This is a genomic window from Flavobacterium sp. CF136, assembly GCF_000282055.1.
Taxonomy (GTDB): Bacteria; Bacteroidota; Bacteroidia; order Flavobacteriales; family Flavobacteriaceae; genus Flavobacterium.
On sequence record NZ_AKJZ01000029.1, the window covers coordinates 1 to 15630 of the forward strand.

16 protein-coding genes and 3 tRNA genes are annotated in these 15630 nt (G+C 33.9%); 12 read left to right on the forward strand and 7 right to left on the reverse strand.

What is annotated here, in order from left to right:
• Positions 1-552, forward strand: a 552-nt coding sequence (locus PMI10_RS10880) for a T9SS type A sorting domain-containing protein (protein ID WP_007807678.1), incomplete at its 5' end; no start/stop codon positions are given.
• A 111-nt stretch (positions 553-663) separates the two neighbouring features.
• The gene (locus PMI10_RS10885) at positions 664-1182 is read left to right on the forward strand and encodes a hypothetical protein (RefSeq protein ID WP_007807680.1); all 519 of its coding nucleotides are present in this window, start codon (positions 664-666) and stop codon (positions 1180-1182) included.
• Between the two features lie 87 nt (positions 1183-1269).
• Here PMI10_RS10885 and dnaB read toward each other — a convergent pair whose 3' ends face one another.
• The 5 genes from dnaB to tgt all read right to left on the reverse strand — a co-directional run bounded on the left by dnaB (position 1270) and on the right by tgt (position 7216).
• Positions 1270-2817: a replicative DNA helicase gene (gene dnaB / locus PMI10_RS10890; protein WP_007807682.1), complete on the reverse strand. Its 1548-nt coding sequence runs from the start codon at positions 2815-2817 to the stop codon at positions 1270-1272.
• Positions 2818-2957: 140 nt separating this feature from the next.
• Positions 2958-3911, reverse strand: coding sequence for an acetyl-CoA carboxylase carboxyltransferase subunit alpha (locus tag PMI10_RS10895; protein WP_007807685.1), 954 nt, complete (start codon positions 3909-3911; stop codon positions 2958-2960).
• Positions 3912-4022: 111 nt separating this feature from the next.
• Positions 4023-4910 carry a DMT family transporter gene (locus PMI10_RS10900; RefSeq protein ID WP_007807687.1) on the reverse strand — a complete coding sequence of 296 codons (888 nt, stop codon included), beginning with the start codon at positions 4908-4910 and terminating at the stop codon, positions 4023-4025.
• A complete protein-coding gene (locus PMI10_RS10905) occupies positions 4897-5985 on the reverse strand; it encodes an LptF/LptG family permease (protein WP_007807689.1) in 1089 nt (362 codons plus the stop codon). Before PMI10_RS10905 ends, PMI10_RS10900 begins: the two co-directional genes overlap by 14 nt.
• 100 nt (positions 5986-6085) lie before the next feature.
• Positions 6086-7216 carry a tRNA guanosine(34) transglycosylase Tgt gene (gene tgt, locus PMI10_RS10910; protein WP_007807692.1) on the reverse strand — a complete coding sequence of 377 codons (1131 nt, stop codon included), beginning with the start codon at positions 7214-7216 and terminating at the stop codon, positions 6086-6088.
• A gap of 392 nt (positions 7217-7608) precedes the next feature.
• Here tgt and PMI10_RS10915 point away from each other — a divergent pair, with 392 nt between their 5' ends.
• The 3 genes from PMI10_RS10915 (at position 7609) to PMI10_RS10925 (ending at position 10059) form a co-directional block, all read left to right on the forward strand.
• Positions 7609-7923: a hypothetical protein gene (locus tag PMI10_RS10915; RefSeq protein ID WP_007807693.1), complete on the forward strand. Its 315-nt coding sequence runs from the start codon at positions 7609-7611 to the stop codon at positions 7921-7923.
• Between the two features lie 252 nt (positions 7924-8175).
• Positions 8176-9027 carry a transketolase gene (locus tag PMI10_RS10920; RefSeq protein ID WP_007807695.1) on the forward strand — a complete coding sequence of 284 codons (852 nt, stop codon included), beginning with the start codon at positions 8176-8178 and terminating at the stop codon, positions 9025-9027.
• 78 nt (positions 9028-9105) lie between these two features.
• Positions 9106-10059 (forward strand): transketolase family protein, encoded by a 954-nt coding sequence (locus PMI10_RS10925; RefSeq protein ID WP_007807696.1) that lies wholly within the window; start codon positions 9106-9108, stop codon positions 10057-10059.
• 71 nt (positions 10060-10130) lie between these two features.
• Here the strand turns inward: PMI10_RS10925 and PMI10_RS10930 are convergent, their stop codons facing one another.
• Positions 10131-11321, reverse strand: coding sequence for an FKBP-type peptidyl-prolyl cis-trans isomerase (locus PMI10_RS10930; RefSeq protein WP_007807698.1), 1191 nt, complete (start codon positions 11319-11321; stop codon positions 10131-10133).
• A 79-nt stretch (positions 11322-11400) separates the two neighbouring features.
• Between PMI10_RS10930 and PMI10_RS10935 the strand changes: the two genes are divergently transcribed.
• Both PMI10_RS10935 and PMI10_RS10940 read left to right on the forward strand, forming a co-directional pair.
• Positions 11401-11790: an RNA-binding S4 domain-containing protein gene (locus tag PMI10_RS10935; protein WP_035631747.1), complete on the forward strand. Its 390-nt coding sequence runs from the start codon at positions 11401-11403 to the stop codon at positions 11788-11790.
• Positions 11791-11943: 153 nt separating this feature from the next.
• Positions 11944-12444, forward strand: a complete 501-nt coding sequence (locus tag PMI10_RS10940) for a phosphoribosyltransferase family protein (RefSeq protein WP_007807702.1) — start codon at positions 11944-11946, stop codon at positions 12442-12444.
• Here the strand turns inward: PMI10_RS10940 and PMI10_RS10945 are convergent.
• Positions 12436-12954 carry a shikimate kinase gene (locus tag PMI10_RS10945; protein ID WP_007807705.1) on the reverse strand — a complete coding sequence of 173 codons (519 nt, stop codon included), beginning with the start codon at positions 12952-12954 and terminating at the stop codon, positions 12436-12438. The genes PMI10_RS10940 and PMI10_RS10945 overlap by 9 nt on opposite strands.
• A gap of 126 nt (positions 12955-13080) precedes the next feature.
• Between PMI10_RS10945 and PMI10_RS10950 the strand changes: the two genes are divergently transcribed.
• The 5 genes from PMI10_RS10950 to PMI10_RS10970 all read left to right on the forward strand — a co-directional run bounded on the left by PMI10_RS10950 (position 13081) and on the right by PMI10_RS10970 (position 15609).
• Positions 13081-13153: transfer RNA gene (locus PMI10_RS10950), tRNA-Lys, on the forward strand.
• Between the two features lie 39 nt (positions 13154-13192).
• Positions 13193-13265: transfer RNA gene (locus tag PMI10_RS10955), tRNA-Lys, on the forward strand.
• A gap of 41 nt (positions 13266-13306) precedes the next feature.
• Positions 13307-13389, forward strand: a tRNA-Leu gene (locus tag PMI10_RS10960).
• 359 nt (positions 13390-13748) lie between these two features.
• A complete protein-coding gene (locus PMI10_RS10965) occupies positions 13749-14567 on the forward strand; it encodes a hypothetical protein (protein ID WP_007807707.1) in 819 nt (272 codons plus the stop codon).
• Between the two features lie 175 nt (positions 14568-14742).
• A complete protein-coding gene (locus PMI10_RS10970; protein ID WP_007807709.1) occupies positions 14743-15609 on the forward strand; it encodes a chromate resistance protein ChrB domain-containing protein in 867 nt (288 codons plus the stop codon).
• The last annotated feature ends 21 nt before the right edge of the window (positions 15610-15630 follow it).

Consider the following 15630-nt stretch of genomic DNA (forward strand, 5'->3'; position numbering starts at 1 on the left):
GCTACAGGTCTTGCGGCAGGAAGTTATACCGTAACAATAACGGATGCGAACGGATGTACAGCGACACGTAATTATACCATTACTGAACCAGCACCTATAGACGCGACAACTTCGTTACTGGGAGCAACTATAACTGCTAATCAAGTTGGTGCAACATACCAATGGTTTGAATGTCCAAGTACTATAATATCAGGAGAAACCGGACAATCATTCACACCAACAGTTAATGGTTCTTATGGAGTTACCATAACAATCGGTGGATGTAGTGTTACATCATCATGCGTTTTAGTAAATACTTTAGCTAATCCTGATTTTGAGGAAAAATCTAAATTTATAATGTATCCAAATCCAAGTAAGGGTATAGTGAATATAGAATGTGATTCTGATGGTGATTTAAATATTATAAATCAATTAGGACAAACTATTAAAACAGTAAAAGTTTCTTCCAACAGAATTAATACTATTAATATTGAAGGCCTTGCTGACGGTATTTATTTTATTCGCGAGAAAGGAAGTAAAACAGTTACACACAAATTAATTCTAAAGAAATAATTGATAAAGGGGGGATGTTTGACATCCCCTTTTTTAATTTAAAAACACAAATTATTTATGATAAACAATTACACACACTATAAACCGTCTTCTAACATTTAAATAAAATCTATGGAAAGAAGATTATTTGCAAAAAAGGCCAGCCTGCTGGCTTCCGGGGTTTTAATTTTTCCAACTGGAATCATATTATCTACCCCTGAACAAAATAATAGCAATCTTGATTTAACTCCTTTGTTTATTACTGGAAAAAAAATTATAATAAAAGGATTAATTTTAGATTCCAAAACACATCTGCCAATAACTACAGATATAAATGTTAAAGTAAAAAGAAATAGATTTTATTCAAAAAAACATTCTATTACTGCTATAAATGGATCTTATTCAATTTATTCCGGATTTTCAAATTCCGATAAAATATCTGAAAAAGTAATAATTGAAATTAAAATAAATGGATACAAACCATATGAATCGAATCTTTACATAACCAAAAAAGGGTGTAATGTTCATAGTGACCAATGGCAATACAATCCGGATTTTAAATCCGAATACTGCCCGGTAAATAAGGAAGAATCAGAATTTGTACTATCAAAATTTAATTTTTATTTAGTAAAAAATTCGATGTTCACTTAGAAGTGCTTACTAATGTAAAAAGGGAAAATTTAATTATTTTCCCTTTTTTTATTCTTTTAATTATATGTCATCAGGATTTAACAAAACTTAAAATGGCACATCGCTATCGTCATCATCTTCATTCAGATTACTTCCGAAGGCTTCGTTGGCAGATGGCAGGTTTTTGGTAATAAAAGGATTATCATCATGATTCATTTTAGATGGTAAATCATCATAACCTCCAGTAAAATCTTCAAGATTATCAAATTTACCTAAGTTTCCAATAAATTTCAAACGAATATTTTCAAGACTTCCATTACGGTGCTTTGCTATAATAAATTCTGCCTGGCCGGCTGTTGGTGATTGTTCATCATCATCCCATTCTTCAATTTTATAATATTCAGGACGATAAATAAACGAAACGATATCGGCATCCTGCTCAATTGCTCCGGATTCACGAAGATCCGAAAGCAAAGGTCTTTTACTTGATCCACGAGTTTCAACCGCACGGGATAATTGCGAAAGTGCAATAACCGGAACATTTAACTCTTTTGCCAAAGCTTTCAAGTTTCGGGAAATAGTCGAGATTTCCTGCTCACGATTCCCTCCTCCTCCTTTTCCGCTTCCTCCGGCAGTCATCAGCTGCAAATAATCGACAATAATTAGTTTTATTCCGTGTTGTGACGCTAAACGACGGCATTTTGCACGTAAGTCGAAAATAGATAATGAAGGAGAATCATCAATAAACAAAGGTGCTTTTTCTAAATCTTTTACTTTAGTACTTAGCTGTTCCCATTCATGCTTCTCCAGTTTCCCTGTTCTTAATTTTTCTGATGACAAACCTGTCTCAGAAGAAATAAGCCTTGTAATCAACTGTACGGAAGCCATCTCCAGAGAGAATACAGCCACCGGATGACCAAAATCAATTGCGATGTTACGGGCCATCGAAAGTACAAAAGCCGTTTTACCCATACCAGGACGGGCCGCTATAATAATTAAATCACTAGGCTGCCATCCTGAAGTTACCTGGTCTAATTTTTCAAAACCGGTTGCCACACCGCTCAAACCTTCTTTACCTGCAATTTCTTCAATACGTTTCTTTGCCTGTAAAACTAAACTCTGAGCCGTTTCAGAACTTCGTTTAATATTTCCTTGAGTTACTTCATAAAGTTTTGATTCCGCTTTATCCAGCAAATCAAATACATCGGTAGTTTCATCATAAGATTCTTCAATAATTTCCGAAGAAATTCGAATTAAACTTCTCTGAATATATTTTTGAAGTATAATACGGGAGTGAAATTCAATGTGTGCCGAAGAGGCTATTTTTTGTGTCAGCTGAATTAAATAAAAATCACCGCCGGCTAATTCCAGCTTACCATTTTTTTTAAGTTGTGTGGAAACAGTAAGTAAATCAATTGGCTGTGTTTCTGTAAAAAGTTGTACAATGGCTTCAAAAATAAATTTATGTGCATCTTTATAAAAAGCATCAGGCTGCAGAATATCAATTACATCATCAACTCCTTTTTTATCAATCATCATTGCCCCAAGTACAGCTTCTTCTAAATCAAGTACTTGTGGTGGTAATTTTCCTTTTTCTAAGTTAATAATCGTGGTTTTTTCAACCTTTATTGGGTTTATATTTTTGAAATTTTCCATATAGCGAAAGTAGCAAATTTTAAAAAAATATTACTATCTAGTTATAACTATTAATTGTTTATAAGTATCGTTTTTTTGTTTATAACCAAAAAAAAATCCGAAACGGTAAGGCTTCGGATTTTAAATCATTTTTCAAGAATTTACTCTTTATACTCGCCCATCTTACTGTATTTGTCCATTCTTTGGGCAATTAAGTCAGCTGTTGATAAGTCTTTCAATTCATTATATCCTTTTGTAATGTATTCAGTAACCGTTTTAAAAGTAGTTTCGCGGTCATAGTGTGCTCCTCCTAATGGTTCCGGAATAACATCATCAACTAATTTTTGTTTTTTCATGTCAGAAGAAGTCAATTTTAAAGCATCAGCTGCACGTTCTTTATACTCCCAGCTTTTCCATAAAATAGAAGAACATGATTCCGGAGAAATTACAGAATACCAAGTATTTTCCAACATATATACTTTATCTCCAACACCAATCCCTAAAGCTCCTCCAGAAGCACCTTCACCAACAATAATCGTGATAATTGGCACTTTCAACCGGACCATTTCAAAAATATTTCTGGCAATCGCTTCACCTTGTCCACGTTCTTCGGCTTCAAGTCCCGGATATGCACCCGGAGTATCAATCAAAGTTAGAACTGGTATACCAAATTTCTCTGCCATTTTCATCAAACGCAAAGCTTTACGGTATCCTTCAGGGTTTGCCATTCCAAAATTACGATACTGGCGTGTTTTTGTATTAAACCCTTTCTGCTGTCCAACAATCATAAACGATTGCCCGTTAACCTTCCCTAATCCGCCAACCATTGCTTTATCGTCTTTAAAGCCGCGATCGCCATGAAGTTCTAAAAAAGTTTCACCACAAATTGCCCTGATATAATCTAAAGTATACGGTCTATTTGGGTGTCTTGAAAGCTGAACACGCTGCCATGCCGTGAGGTTTTTATATATTTCTCTCTTAGTTTGCTCTAATTTTTTGTTGATTTCCTTGCAGGTTGGTGTTACATCAACAGCAGATTCTTTTCCAATTATAACACACTTTTGTAACTGTTCTTCAAGTTCTTTTATTGGAAGCTCAAAATCTAAATATTCCATGGATTTTTGAATTTTGTTTGTAAATCGAACCGCAAATATAAAAATATTATATCATTGGCGCAGTTAATTGTTGTTTAAAGTATAAATTGAATTTTCAAAATAAGTAAAACATTACACTTCCTTCTTCTTTTGATAATGTTTAAAAACACCATTTAAGATAACTGTAATCACAATTATTATGGCGCCAATATAAAATTCCGTACTCATTTTTTCTTTTCCCCCAAGAATAAAATAAGCCAGGACAATTCCGTAAACCGGCTCTAAATTAGTCGTTAACATCACAGTGTAAGGAGTTAATTTTTGCATAACTTTTACCGAAGCCGTAAAAGCATAAGCTGTACAGACTGATGCTAAAACAAACAATAAAACCCAGTTATTTAATGATATTGAGAAGAAATCTGCATTGAATTTCCCCAGCACTAAAAAATAAATCGAAATAAAGAAAACCCCGGCACCAAATTCATAAAAAGTAATTACTGATGGTTCATGATCTGCTATTAATTTCCCATTCATCAGCGTAAATAATACACCAAGAATAATAGAAGCCAATGCAAAATAAACACCGTGCAAATACTTAATTTCAACCTGCAAAATTAATGCTAAACCTCCAATAATTACAAGTCCGAAAAAAACCTCGTACCATAATACTTTCCTTCCAAAAAAAAGGGGCTCTAGCAAAGATGCAAAAAAAGCTCCAAGCGAAAATATCGAAAGCGTTATGGAAACATTTGAAACATGAATGGCTTTAAAAAAGAAAATCCAGTGGAGTGCTATTAATAATCCGACGAAAATCAATTTAAAAAATTCTTTAACAGGAACCTGAAAAGATTGTTTTTTGTAAACGATAAAAACTCCCAGAAAGATTCCGGCAAGAAGCATTCTGTACCAAACCAAATTTTCGGCATCAATCGTGATTAACGCACCCAAAATGGCTGTAAAACCCCAAATAAAAACAATTAAATGAAGATTTAAATAACTTTTTAAATTATCGTTTCGCATTTCGTAATAAATAAACCGCCAGCATTCCAAAAACGATATTCGGAAACCATACCGCTAAAAAAGGTGAAAAAGTAGATTTTTCGGCAAGAGTGCCAAATATTTTATCGAAAAACACAAAAGAAAATGCAATTGCAATTCCAATAGCAAGATTGACACCCATACCACCACGGCGTTTCATGGAAGAAACTGCAACAGCTATAATTGTCAGGATGAAAGCAGATACAGGAACGCTGTATTTTTTATAAAGCACTACTAAGTAAGTATTTATATTTCCTGAACCACGTTTTCTTTCTTTTTCAATAAATTTATAAAGCTTTCCTAAACTCAAGGTTTCAGCGATATAAACGACAGGGGTTAAATCCTCTAATTCAAACTTGAAAGCAACATTTTTTTCAGGTACTTTTTCAATTTTGTCGCTCAGTCCGCCAACTGTTCTTTTAGTATAATCATACAGCGTATATATTTTCTTTTTGGGATCCCATTTAATACGGCTTGCAGTAATTTTATAAGTTAATTTATCTTTTTCAAAATGTTCTAACGAAAAATTAAAAGCTGTTTTAGACTCATCATTAAAACTATTAACAAAAATAAAATCGTTGTCATTAATTTGTCTGTAAACATTAGTATTTTCACCGCGCATTTCGGCTTTACCATTTCCTTTGAGATACGTATATCTAAAATTATTAAATCCTTCACTGGCAGCAGGAACAATAAAAAATCCCATTAAAAGCACAAAAACCGAAACAATAGAAGCTCCAATAATATAAGGTCGTAAAAAGCGTGTGAATGAAATTCCCGAGCTCAAAATTGCAATAATTTCAGTGTTATTTGCCAGTTTTGAAGTAAACCAGATTACCGATAAAAACAAAAATATCGGAAACAGGGAATTTGCAAAATACACCGTGAAATTATAATAATAGATCGCAATATCCATAAACGGAATTTTGTTCTCCAGCATTTTATTCACCTTTTCAGAAACGTCAATTACAATTCCAATCGGAATAAATAATAGCAACATTACCGAAAAAGTGGCCAAATATCTTTTTAAAATATACTTATCTATTATCGTTAACATATATCTTTTAGTTTCAAGTTGAAAAGCTTCTCGTTTCAAGTTCCAAGTTTCAGGTTCCTGTGAGCAACCTGAAACCTGAAACTAAAAAACATGAAACTCTTTATAATCTTTGACTCATATTTTTAACCATCATTTCTTTCCATGGTCTAAAATCTCCTGCTAAGATATGTTTTCTGGCTTCACGAACCAACCACATATAAAAACCAAGGTTATGAATTGTCGCAATTTGTTTTCCTAAATATTCATTGGCAGCAAACAAATGACGTAAATAAGCTTTCGTATATTCTGTATCAACAAAAGTATGTCCCATTTCGTCAATTGGAGAAAAATCAGCTTCCCATTTTTTATTTTTAATATTGATTGTCCCGTTTGACGTAAACAGCATACCATTTCTGGCGTTACGTGTTGGCATTACACAATCGAACATATCAATTCCTAAAGCAATATTTTCCAAAATATTAATCGGAGTCCCGACCCCCATTAAATATCGGGGTTTATCTTCCGGTAAAATTTCACAAACAACTTCGGTCATAGCATACATTTCTTCAGCAGGCTCTCCTACCGATAAACCTCCAATAGCATTTCCTTGCTGACCTGAATTAGCAATATATTCAGCCGATTGACGACGCAAATCTTTGTAAGTACTTCCCTGAACAATCGGGAAAAATGTTTGCTCATACCCATATTTGTAAGGCACTTTGTCCAAATGACTGATACAACGATCCAACCAGCGGTGCGTCATGTGCATCGAGCGTTGCGCATATCTGTAATCGCAGGGATAAGGCGTACACTCATCAAAAGCCATTATAATATCGGCTCCAATAGTACGCTGAATTTCCATTACATTTTCCGGTGTAAAAAAATGATACGAACCATCAATATGTGATTTGAACTTCACTCCTTCTTCCTTAATTTTTCGGTTATTTGAAAGCGAATACACCTGGTACCCTCCTGAATCCGTCAAAATATTACGGTCCCAGTTCATGAATTTATGCAACCCGCCTGCTTTTTCAAGAATCTCAGTCTGCGGACGTAAATATAAATGGTATGTATTTCCAAGAATAATATCAGGATTAATATCCTCCTTAAGTTCACGTTGGTGTACTCCTTTTACAGAAGCAACAGTACCAACGGGCATAAAAATAGGAGTTTCAATAACTCCGTGATCAGTAGTAATGCTCCCCGCCCTTGCTTTCGATTGCGGATCTTTTTGTAATAAATCAAACTTCATATATGCGTTTTTCAGTCGGCAAAGATAGGCTAATTTAAGGGAAAATTAATTAGATAATTTGTCAATTAGAAAATTAGATAATGTTTTACTAATCTGAAACTTGAAACAAAGAAAAACCTGAAACTTTAACTTTTATTTGGGCGTTTCCCAAGGGCCGGGCTATCCATTATATCTTTTGTTCCATTTCTTTTAGTAGTCAAACAAGACTTTCATCTTGTCACAAAAGGATAACATTCCTATCCCTAACGCAATAATATGTGAATACTAAAACATCCCGTTATAAAAATATAATATTCTAACGATAAGTACTTTATAACTTTACTCTTTGTGAGGAATAAAAAAAACCAGTACAACTATTTTCAATATTCCTCAGTACTCTAAAAATAGAAATCATGAAAAATCTACACGAAAAAAAAGCAATAAATGAAGACGAAATCGAAAGAAATCTAAACGAATTGGATTATCCTCCCAAAGAAGACATTTATAACCAGGAGGAAAAAATAAAAAACATTAATCCGGAAAACATCAATACTGAAAAATCTATTGACCAGAAAGAAGGTGAATGGAATGAGAATACCTTTAATATTGATAAAGAAGACATAACCGGTAATGATCTGGATGTTCCCGGTTCTGAGCTCGATGACGAACAAGAAAAAATCGGTTCTGAAGACGAAGAAAATAATTACTATAGCGAAAGTGATAATTAATTATCTAAACAATAACAAAATTAAAGCCTTGACAAACAGGGCTTTTTTTATTTACACACAAGAAAAATAAAAGCAGTTTTCTAAAATCTCAGGCATATTCTCCAAACAAAAACCAAAACACTTAGATTTTTTTTTAAATATCTATAAAAAAAGAACCAAAATTTAACAATTGTGACAAACTAAAGCAAAAAATCATTTGTCTCCCCGCAAAATAAAAATTACTTTTGCACCAGTTTAACTTTTACATATAAAATGAAGCCTAACACACAACAATTAAGCGATTTAACTATCCAAGTAAGAAGAGATATTCTTCGAATGGTACATGCTGTCAACTCAGGCCACCCAGGCGGTTCACTAGGTTGTACTGAATTTTTGGTAACACTATACCAAAATATTATGGAACGTAAAGAAGGTTTTGATATGCACGGAATCGGAGAAGATATTTTCTTCCTTTCAAACGGACATATTTCTCCTGTATTTTATAGCGTTTTAGCACGCAGCGGTTATTTCCCTGTTTCAGAACTTGCAACATTCAGATTACTAAACTCTCGTTTACAAGGACATCCAACAACTCACGAAGGATTACCTGGAGTTCGTATTGCTTCTGGTTCATTAGGACAAGGTTTATCTGTAGCTCTTGGTGCAGCTCAGGCTAAAAAATTAAATGGAGACAATCATTTAATTTACACTTTACATGGTGATGGTGAATTGCAGGAAGGTCAAAACTGGGAAGCTATCATGTATGCTTCTGCAAAAAAAGTAGACAACCTTATCGCTACTATCGATGTTAACGGAAAACAAATTGACGGAACTACTGACGAAGTTCTTGCAATGGGAAGCCTTCGTGCTAAATTTGAAGCTTTTGATTGGGACGTTTTAGAAATCACAGAAGGAAATAGTATCGAGGCAATTATTGCCGGATTAACTGATGCTAAATCAAGAACAGGAAAAGGAAAACCAGTTTGTATTTTATTACATACTGAAATGGGTAATGGTGTTGACTTCATGATGCATACTCACGCCTGGCACGGAAAAGCACCAAACAATGATCAGTTGGCAACTGCTTTGGCTCAAAACTATTCTGAAGATCAAATCGATTACTAAAAAAGTGTTCAGTCTCAGTGACAGTTTTCAGCTTAGAAACTTAGCCACTTAGAAACTTAGCACCTCAAAAAGACAAAAATGAAAAAATATACAAATACAGGAAGTAAAGATACTCGCTCAGGTTTTGGAGCGGGAATGACTGAATTAGGTCAGAAAAACGAAAATGTTGTTGCCTTATGTGCCGATTTAATTGGTTCATTAAAATTTGATGAATTCAAGAAAAATCACCCGGAGCGTTTTTTCCAGATCGGTATTGCAGAAGCTAACATGATTGGTATTGCTGCAGGATTAACTATTGGAGGAAAAATTCCTTTTACGGGAACTTTCGCTAACTTCTCAACAGGAAGAGTTTACGATCAAATTCGTCAATCAGTTGCTTATTCAGATAAAAATGTAAAAATATGTGCTTCTCACGCAGGTTTAACACTTGGAGAAGATGGAGCAACACACCAAATCCTGGAAGATATTGGATTAATGAAAATGTTACCGGGAATGACTGTAATCAATACTTGTGATTACAATCAGACAAAAGCGGCTACTCTTGCATTAGCAGATCACCATGGCCCTGCTTATCTACGTTTTGGACGTCCGGTTGTTGCAAATTTCACACCTGCTGACGAACCTTTCGTAATTGGAAAAGCTATTTTATTAAACGAAGGAACAGATGTAACAATAATCGCTACCGGACATTTAGTTTGGGAAGCTCTTATTGCTGCAGAAGCTTTAGAAGCAAAAGGAATTTCTGCTGAAGTAATCAACATACACACTATTAAACCACTTGATGAAGAAGCGATTCTTAAATCATTGGCAAAAACAAAATGTGTCGTAACTGCCGAAGAGCATAACATACTTGGAGGTTTAGGAGAAAGCGTTTCAAGAGTATTAGCTCTAAACACTCCTGCTCCACAAGAATTTGTAGCTGTAAACGATAGTTTTGGTGAATCCGGAACTCCGGAACAATTAATGGAGAAATACAAATTAAACAATCAGGCGATTGTTGAAGCTGCAGAAAAAGTTATCAAAAGAAAATAATTTCAGATTTTCTTATTCATAAAAAAACCTCGAAATCACTCGAGGTTTTTTTGTATTCTATATTTTTCAAATCAAGGCTTTGCAGTTATTGTAGTTACCTTGGTCGTATTATGTGCTTTATCAAGATGTATCTTAAGTCTGCCCGCGGTCTCATAATCATAAACATTTTTAACTACACCATTAACCGTTTCAGTCTTAACAAATGCCGGAATTCCTTTAGGCTCACTATTTAAGCTTTCATCAGTATTAGGTGTTGCAGGATCATCTACCAGAGTAAAAGCTTCAAACGGAAAGTATTTACTTGGCCCGTAATTAACACCATTTACCACACCTACTTCAGTTGCTGGCTTAGTAATTTCAAGTTTAGTGGTATAACTATCGCCATCATCATCTACATCTATAAAGTCAGGAATACCATCACCATCAGTATCGTCCGGATTAACCGGTGCATTAGGATATAATGTTGTGTTACGGAAATCGTGAATATACCCATCTCCATTAATATCTTCATTTAAATCTAAAATACCATCTGCATCATGATCCAGTCTTTGTATTTGATATAATTTAAAACTAAACACCAAAGGTCGATAAGCAGGTATTGAATTACTACCCGTATAATAACCTAGTCCCGAAGGAAGAAACATTACTCCTGCTCCAAAATCAGTATAGGTAATTGTCCCATTTGCATTCCCACTGGCAGTTCCTGTTTTAAATTCAGGAAAAGTCTCTGACCACCCTCTTACAACCCCGGTCAAATCAAAGACAGATTGAGGATATTTAAGCTGTTCAAAAAATGTTGTCGAAACATATGCCGGATTTTTATCCGTTTTAGCCACATCTGACAGATAGCTTCCACTGTAAGAAGCCAAAACTCCATCAGTATTCATTGGAGATTCTCCTGTTCCTTCTCTTAAAACTAAATAATAAAGCTCGTAAGTTATTCCGTGTAAATCAATATTTTTGGATTTTAACTGAGGAAAAGTAGCCGTTCCTACATTAGCCTTATATGACATAATTGGCACTTGTGTTGCGGCATCTTCAATAGAATCTATAACCACATCCATATCCTCCGTATTACCTGCACTTTCCGTAACAACAATATAATGTGTATTTAAATATCCCTCGATAGTAGCTTTATCTGTGGCGTATTGCACGGCAAAATCCCTTATTGGTTCTACATCCTGATTATCATCATTTTTATTACAGGAAATCAAAGAAGAACCGGCAACCAGTAGAATAAAAAAATATTTAAATTTGTTCATTATTATTAATTTTTTAAGTGCGCAAGATACAATATTGATTTATTTTTGTAAAGAATTTAACTCTGATTTTAGAAAAATTATGCGAATAGATAAATACCTGTGGTGTGTACGATATTATAAGACTCGAAATATGGTTACCGAGGCTTGCAAAAAGAACCATATTACAGTAAACGGTCAGGTAGCCAAGCCATCTAAAGAAGTTTTTCCTACTGACCGAATAACATTCAGAAAAGACCAGATTACACAAATAATTACTGTTCTTGATATTCCGGAAAGTCGTGTAGGAGCAAAACTGGTCGATATTTACAGAAAAAATGAGACTCCGGCTGAAACATATGCTCATTTAGAATTATTAAAACTATCAAAAGAGCATTATCGCAAAAGCGGCACCGGAAGACCTACCAAAAAAGACCGACGAGATATTGATGAATATGGTAATGAAATTTTTGATGAGGAAGAAACAGAGTAAATTCCAATTTTCTAAAATTCCAAAACTTAAACGCTAAATCATAAACATTAAAAGCAAATCTAAAAGCTGAACCTCACTATTAAAAATTGGAATTTGGGTTTTTAACATTGGAATTTCAAACATGAAATTTGTATTTTAGCAAAAAAATAAACCATGAGCAAAAACATCATCTTAACCAATCAGGAAATTGAACACAAAATAAAACGTATCGCATATCAAATTTACGAGACTTTTGTTGATGAAGATGAAGTTGTGATTGCCGGAATCGCTACTAACGGATCTATTTTTGCCAAAAAAATTGCTTTAGCCTTAAGTACCATATCTACTCTTAAAATCTCTTTGTGTGAAGTTATAGTAGACAAACAAAACCCTCAATTGCCAATACAGACTTCCTTGTCTGTGACAGAATACGAAAACAAAAGCTTAGTACTGGTTGATGACGTTCTAAACTCTGGAACTACATTAATCTATGCTGTTCGTCATTTCCTGGATGTTCCCTTGAAGAAATTCAAAACTGCAGTACTTGTAGACAGAAATCACAAAAAATACCCTGTAAAAGCCGATTTCAAAGGAATTTCGCTTTCTACATCCTTATTAGAACATGTACAGGTTATTTTTGATGAAAACGGTGACGATTACGCTTTCTTAAGCTAATATTTCCAAAACATCCTGAACTGTTTCCTCAACAGTTTTATTGTCGACAGAAACTTTATGCTGTGCATGGTTGTAATAAAAGCTTCTGTCGAACAAATGCTTCGCAATAAACTCTTTCATTTCTTCCTCATTCATATCAGCAATCAAAGGACGTTTGCTTTTGTTATGAATTAATCTGCTATATAAAGTCTCTATGGAAGCCTTCAGGTAGATTGAAACAACATCATCTCTTTTTAATAATTCGTGATTATTGGCATAACATGGAGTTCCTCCTCCTAAACCTATTATACTATTTTCTGAAGACTCAAGTAATTCTACAAACATTTCGTGTTCTAATTTTCGAAAATAGATTTCACCATGTTGTTCAAAAATTTCATTTATAGATAAATTTGCTCTTTTTTCGATACATTTATCTAAATCCAGATATGGAATATTTGTAGCTTTTGATAAGTTTTGGGCAATTGTAGACTTTCCGCAACCCATATATCCTAATAATATAATTTTTTTCATTTTAATAAAACCTTATAAACTAAGGCATTGTGAACTTTGGTTAAAAAAAGACAAATTTATAATAAATTTGCTTGCAAATAATAAAATAAACTCCTTATATTTGCACCCGCGTTCAAGAAACGAAATGACTCGATAGCTCAGTCGGTAGAGCACATCACTTTTAATGATGGGGTCCTGGGTTCGAGCCCCAGTCGGGTCACAAATTTTGTGATTAACAAATTAAGTTTCTTGAAGCAATGACTCGATAGCTCAGTCGGTAGAGCACATCACTTTTAATGATGGGGTCCTGGGTTCGAGCCCCAGTCGGGTCACAAAAGGTCGAGTAATTTATTACTTGACCTTTTTTATTTTTGGCCACGTGGAGAAACGGTAGACTTGCCATCTTGAGGGGGTGGTGCTCGCAAGGGCGTGTGGGTTCAAATCCCACCGTGGTCACAAAAAAAGGTAAAATACATAATGTGTTTTACCTTTTTTTATTTCTAATTACAAAGTCAGTGTTAAGAGAAATAGGATCAATGTTCAAAAGTTGGGTGTCAGGCAAATATCCTTCTCTTCAATGTTGTTTTATTTGCATATTCAATGTTCACATATAAAATCAGAGTATCTTTACCCATGATTGTGATAAAGAATATGCAGATGATTGATCATCTCTCCTTTTCATAACTCCAAATTCTTGTTTCAAGTCATAAAGTTATAATAACAAAATTTCACTAATAAACATTAACCTATGCTAGTTTCATTCCTTTTAGGTTCTTTATTAGTTTTCGTATTCAACCTTAATAAGCTATAATATTATGACATTGATATCCAAAGAAAAATTTTCTGAAGCTGCCGGCCTTTCTAAAATCCCTATCCCAGGATTATCCTCTTATTTGATGAAAGTAATGAAAATTAACAATTTAAATACTATTGTAAAAGAAGCAGGTAATCTTGAGGGTGCAGATTTTGCTAATTACATCTTAATGAAAATTGGTGTAAAAGTTCAATTTGATGCTGCCGAATTACTAAATATTCCTCGTGAAGGAGCTTTTATAGTTGTTGCAAATCATCCCTATGGAGGTATCGAATCATTAGCTTTATTAAGTACAATCGCGAAAATACGTCCTGACACAATGTATATGGGGAATTTTTTATTAAAGGAAATTCCAAATCTTGAAAAATGCATTATTGCAGTAAATCCATTTGAAAATGTGCAAAATTCTGCGAGTATTACTGGATTAAAAATGACGCTCAAAGCTTTATCAGAAGGTATTCCTGTTGCAATATTTCCTGCCGGGGAAGTTTCATCTTATAATTTTAAGACTAGTGAAATCACAGATCCGGAGTGGCATCCTGTGGTAGGGAAAATTATCTGTAAAGCTGATGTTCCTATTCTGCCTATATATTTTCATGGAAATAATGGTTTTTTCTTCAGTATGTTAAAATCAATTCATCCGATGTTGCAAACTTCAAAACTGATTTCGGAACTCTTTAACAAACAAGGACACGCCCTGAAAATGACTATCGGAGAAGCCATTATTTTAACCAGGGTTAGAGGTAAAGTTACCGATCCTCTAATGTTAAAAAATCTTAGAAGCAGGCTGTACGCTCTCAAAAATCAATTACATAATTAAGCGGTTCAGGTCTGTTTAACGCTTATAGCAAACTTTTAAAATCAAATAAAAAAGGCTTATTCTTTTGAATAAAATGAAAAATATTGAAGAATAAAAAATGTAAATTAGCTTAGATTTAAAAATCATAGATCGTAATCTATGATTAATTGGAATAAGATAATAAACTGGATTTTAGATGAAATGGATCACTAGAGAAAGACCCAAAATAGATCGAATTGCCTGTCCCTGGCTGATAAATAAATTCGTGGACAAAGAGGCTGAATTTATTTACGTCCCTTATAATGAAGTCTTAGTGAAGGCTAAAGAACTTGATGCTATTCCTTTTGACATTCCCAATGTTGAATTTACCCATTATAATGAGCAAAGTACTTTTGATTATATTGTTAAAAAATATAAAATTGAAGATCCGGCTATACTAATTATAGCCGGAATTGTTCGTGGTGCAGACACAGACAGACATGATATTGCAAAAGAATCGGCTGGACTTTGGGCAATTTCAGCCGGGCTTTCCTATAATATTACTGATGATTATAAACTATTGGAAAGCGGAATGGTACTATATGATGCGCTATATAGTTGGGCGACACATTTGTACAAGCAAAATCATCTTCAAAACAGTCCTTTTGAGAATCTTTTACATGAGGTTTACAACAAATTTTTAAACGAAAAAAAATCAAATAAAAAGACACCTTCCTGGGTACAGGAACTTAAAGAAATTATTCAGGACCAAATTGATACCCGGTTCACTTTCGATTTAAAACAAATTTCAAATGATCTGGAATTGAATTCCTCCTATTTGTCCAGAGAATTCTCTAAATATTTTGAAGACTTGAATTTTGGTGACTACATTAGGAAATTGAGAATTGAAAAAGCAGTGAACCTTATTGAAAATTCTTCTTATACACTCACTGAAATAGCATATATGACCGGTTTCTCCGATCAGAGTCATTTCACCAGAATTTTCAAATCACATACTGGAAAAAATCCCTCTTTCTATCGAAAAAATAAACAAAAAAGTAATTCAGATACAAAAGGTAAATAACATTCTATTTATTCTTGACAG

Bases quoted from the DNA above. Each gene is read 5' to 3' on its own strand.
- dnaB (WP_007807682.1), bottom strand. From the start codon at position 2,817: ATGGAAAATTTCAAAAATATAAACCCAATAAAGGTTGAAAAAACCACG.
- PMI10_RS10935 (WP_035631747.1), top strand. From the start codon at position 11,401: ATGCGAATAGATAAATACCTGTGGTGTGTACGATATTATAAGACTCGA.
- PMI10_RS10940 (WP_007807702.1), top strand. From the start codon at position 11,944: ATGAGCAAAAACATCATCTTAACCAATCAGGAAATTGAACACAAAATA.
- PMI10_RS10905 (WP_007807689.1), bottom strand. From the start codon at position 5,985: ATGTTAACGATAATAGATAAGTATATTTTAAAAAGATATTTGGCCACT.
- PMI10_RS10925 (WP_007807696.1), top strand. From the start codon at position 9,106: ATGAAAAAATATACAAATACAGGAAGTAAAGATACTCGCTCAGGTTTT.
- PMI10_RS10900 (WP_007807687.1), bottom strand. From the start codon at position 4,910: ATGCGAAACGATAATTTAAAAAGTTATTTAAATCTTCATTTAATTGTT.
- PMI10_RS10945 (WP_007807705.1), bottom strand. From the start codon at position 12,954: ATGAAAAAAATTATATTATTAGGATATATGGGTTGCGGAAAGTCTACA.
- PMI10_RS10965 (WP_007807707.1), top strand. From the start codon at position 13,749: ATGACATTGATATCCAAAGAAAAATTTTCTGAAGCTGCCGGCCTTTCT.
- PMI10_RS10930 (WP_007807698.1), bottom strand. From the start codon at position 11,321: ATGAACAAATTTAAATATTTTTTTATTCTACTGGTTGCCGGTTCTTCT.
- PMI10_RS10915 (WP_007807693.1), top strand. From the start codon at position 7,609: ATGAAAAATCTACACGAAAAAAAAGCAATAAATGAAGACGAAATCGAA.
- PMI10_RS10895 (WP_007807685.1), bottom strand. From the start codon at position 3,911: ATGGAATATTTAGATTTTGAGCTTCCAATAAAAGAACTTGAAGAACAG.
- PMI10_RS10885 (WP_007807680.1), top strand. From the start codon at position 664: ATGGAAAGAAGATTATTTGCAAAAAAGGCCAGCCTGCTGGCTTCCGGG.
- tgt (WP_007807692.1), bottom strand. From the start codon at position 7,216: ATGAAGTTTGATTTATTACAAAAAGATCCGCAATCGAAAGCAAGGGCG.
- PMI10_RS10920 (WP_007807695.1), top strand. From the start codon at position 8,176: ATGAAGCCTAACACACAACAATTAAGCGATTTAACTATCCAAGTAAGA.
- PMI10_RS10970 (WP_007807709.1), top strand. From the start codon at position 14,743: ATGAAATGGATCACTAGAGAAAGACCCAAAATAGATCGAATTGCCTGT.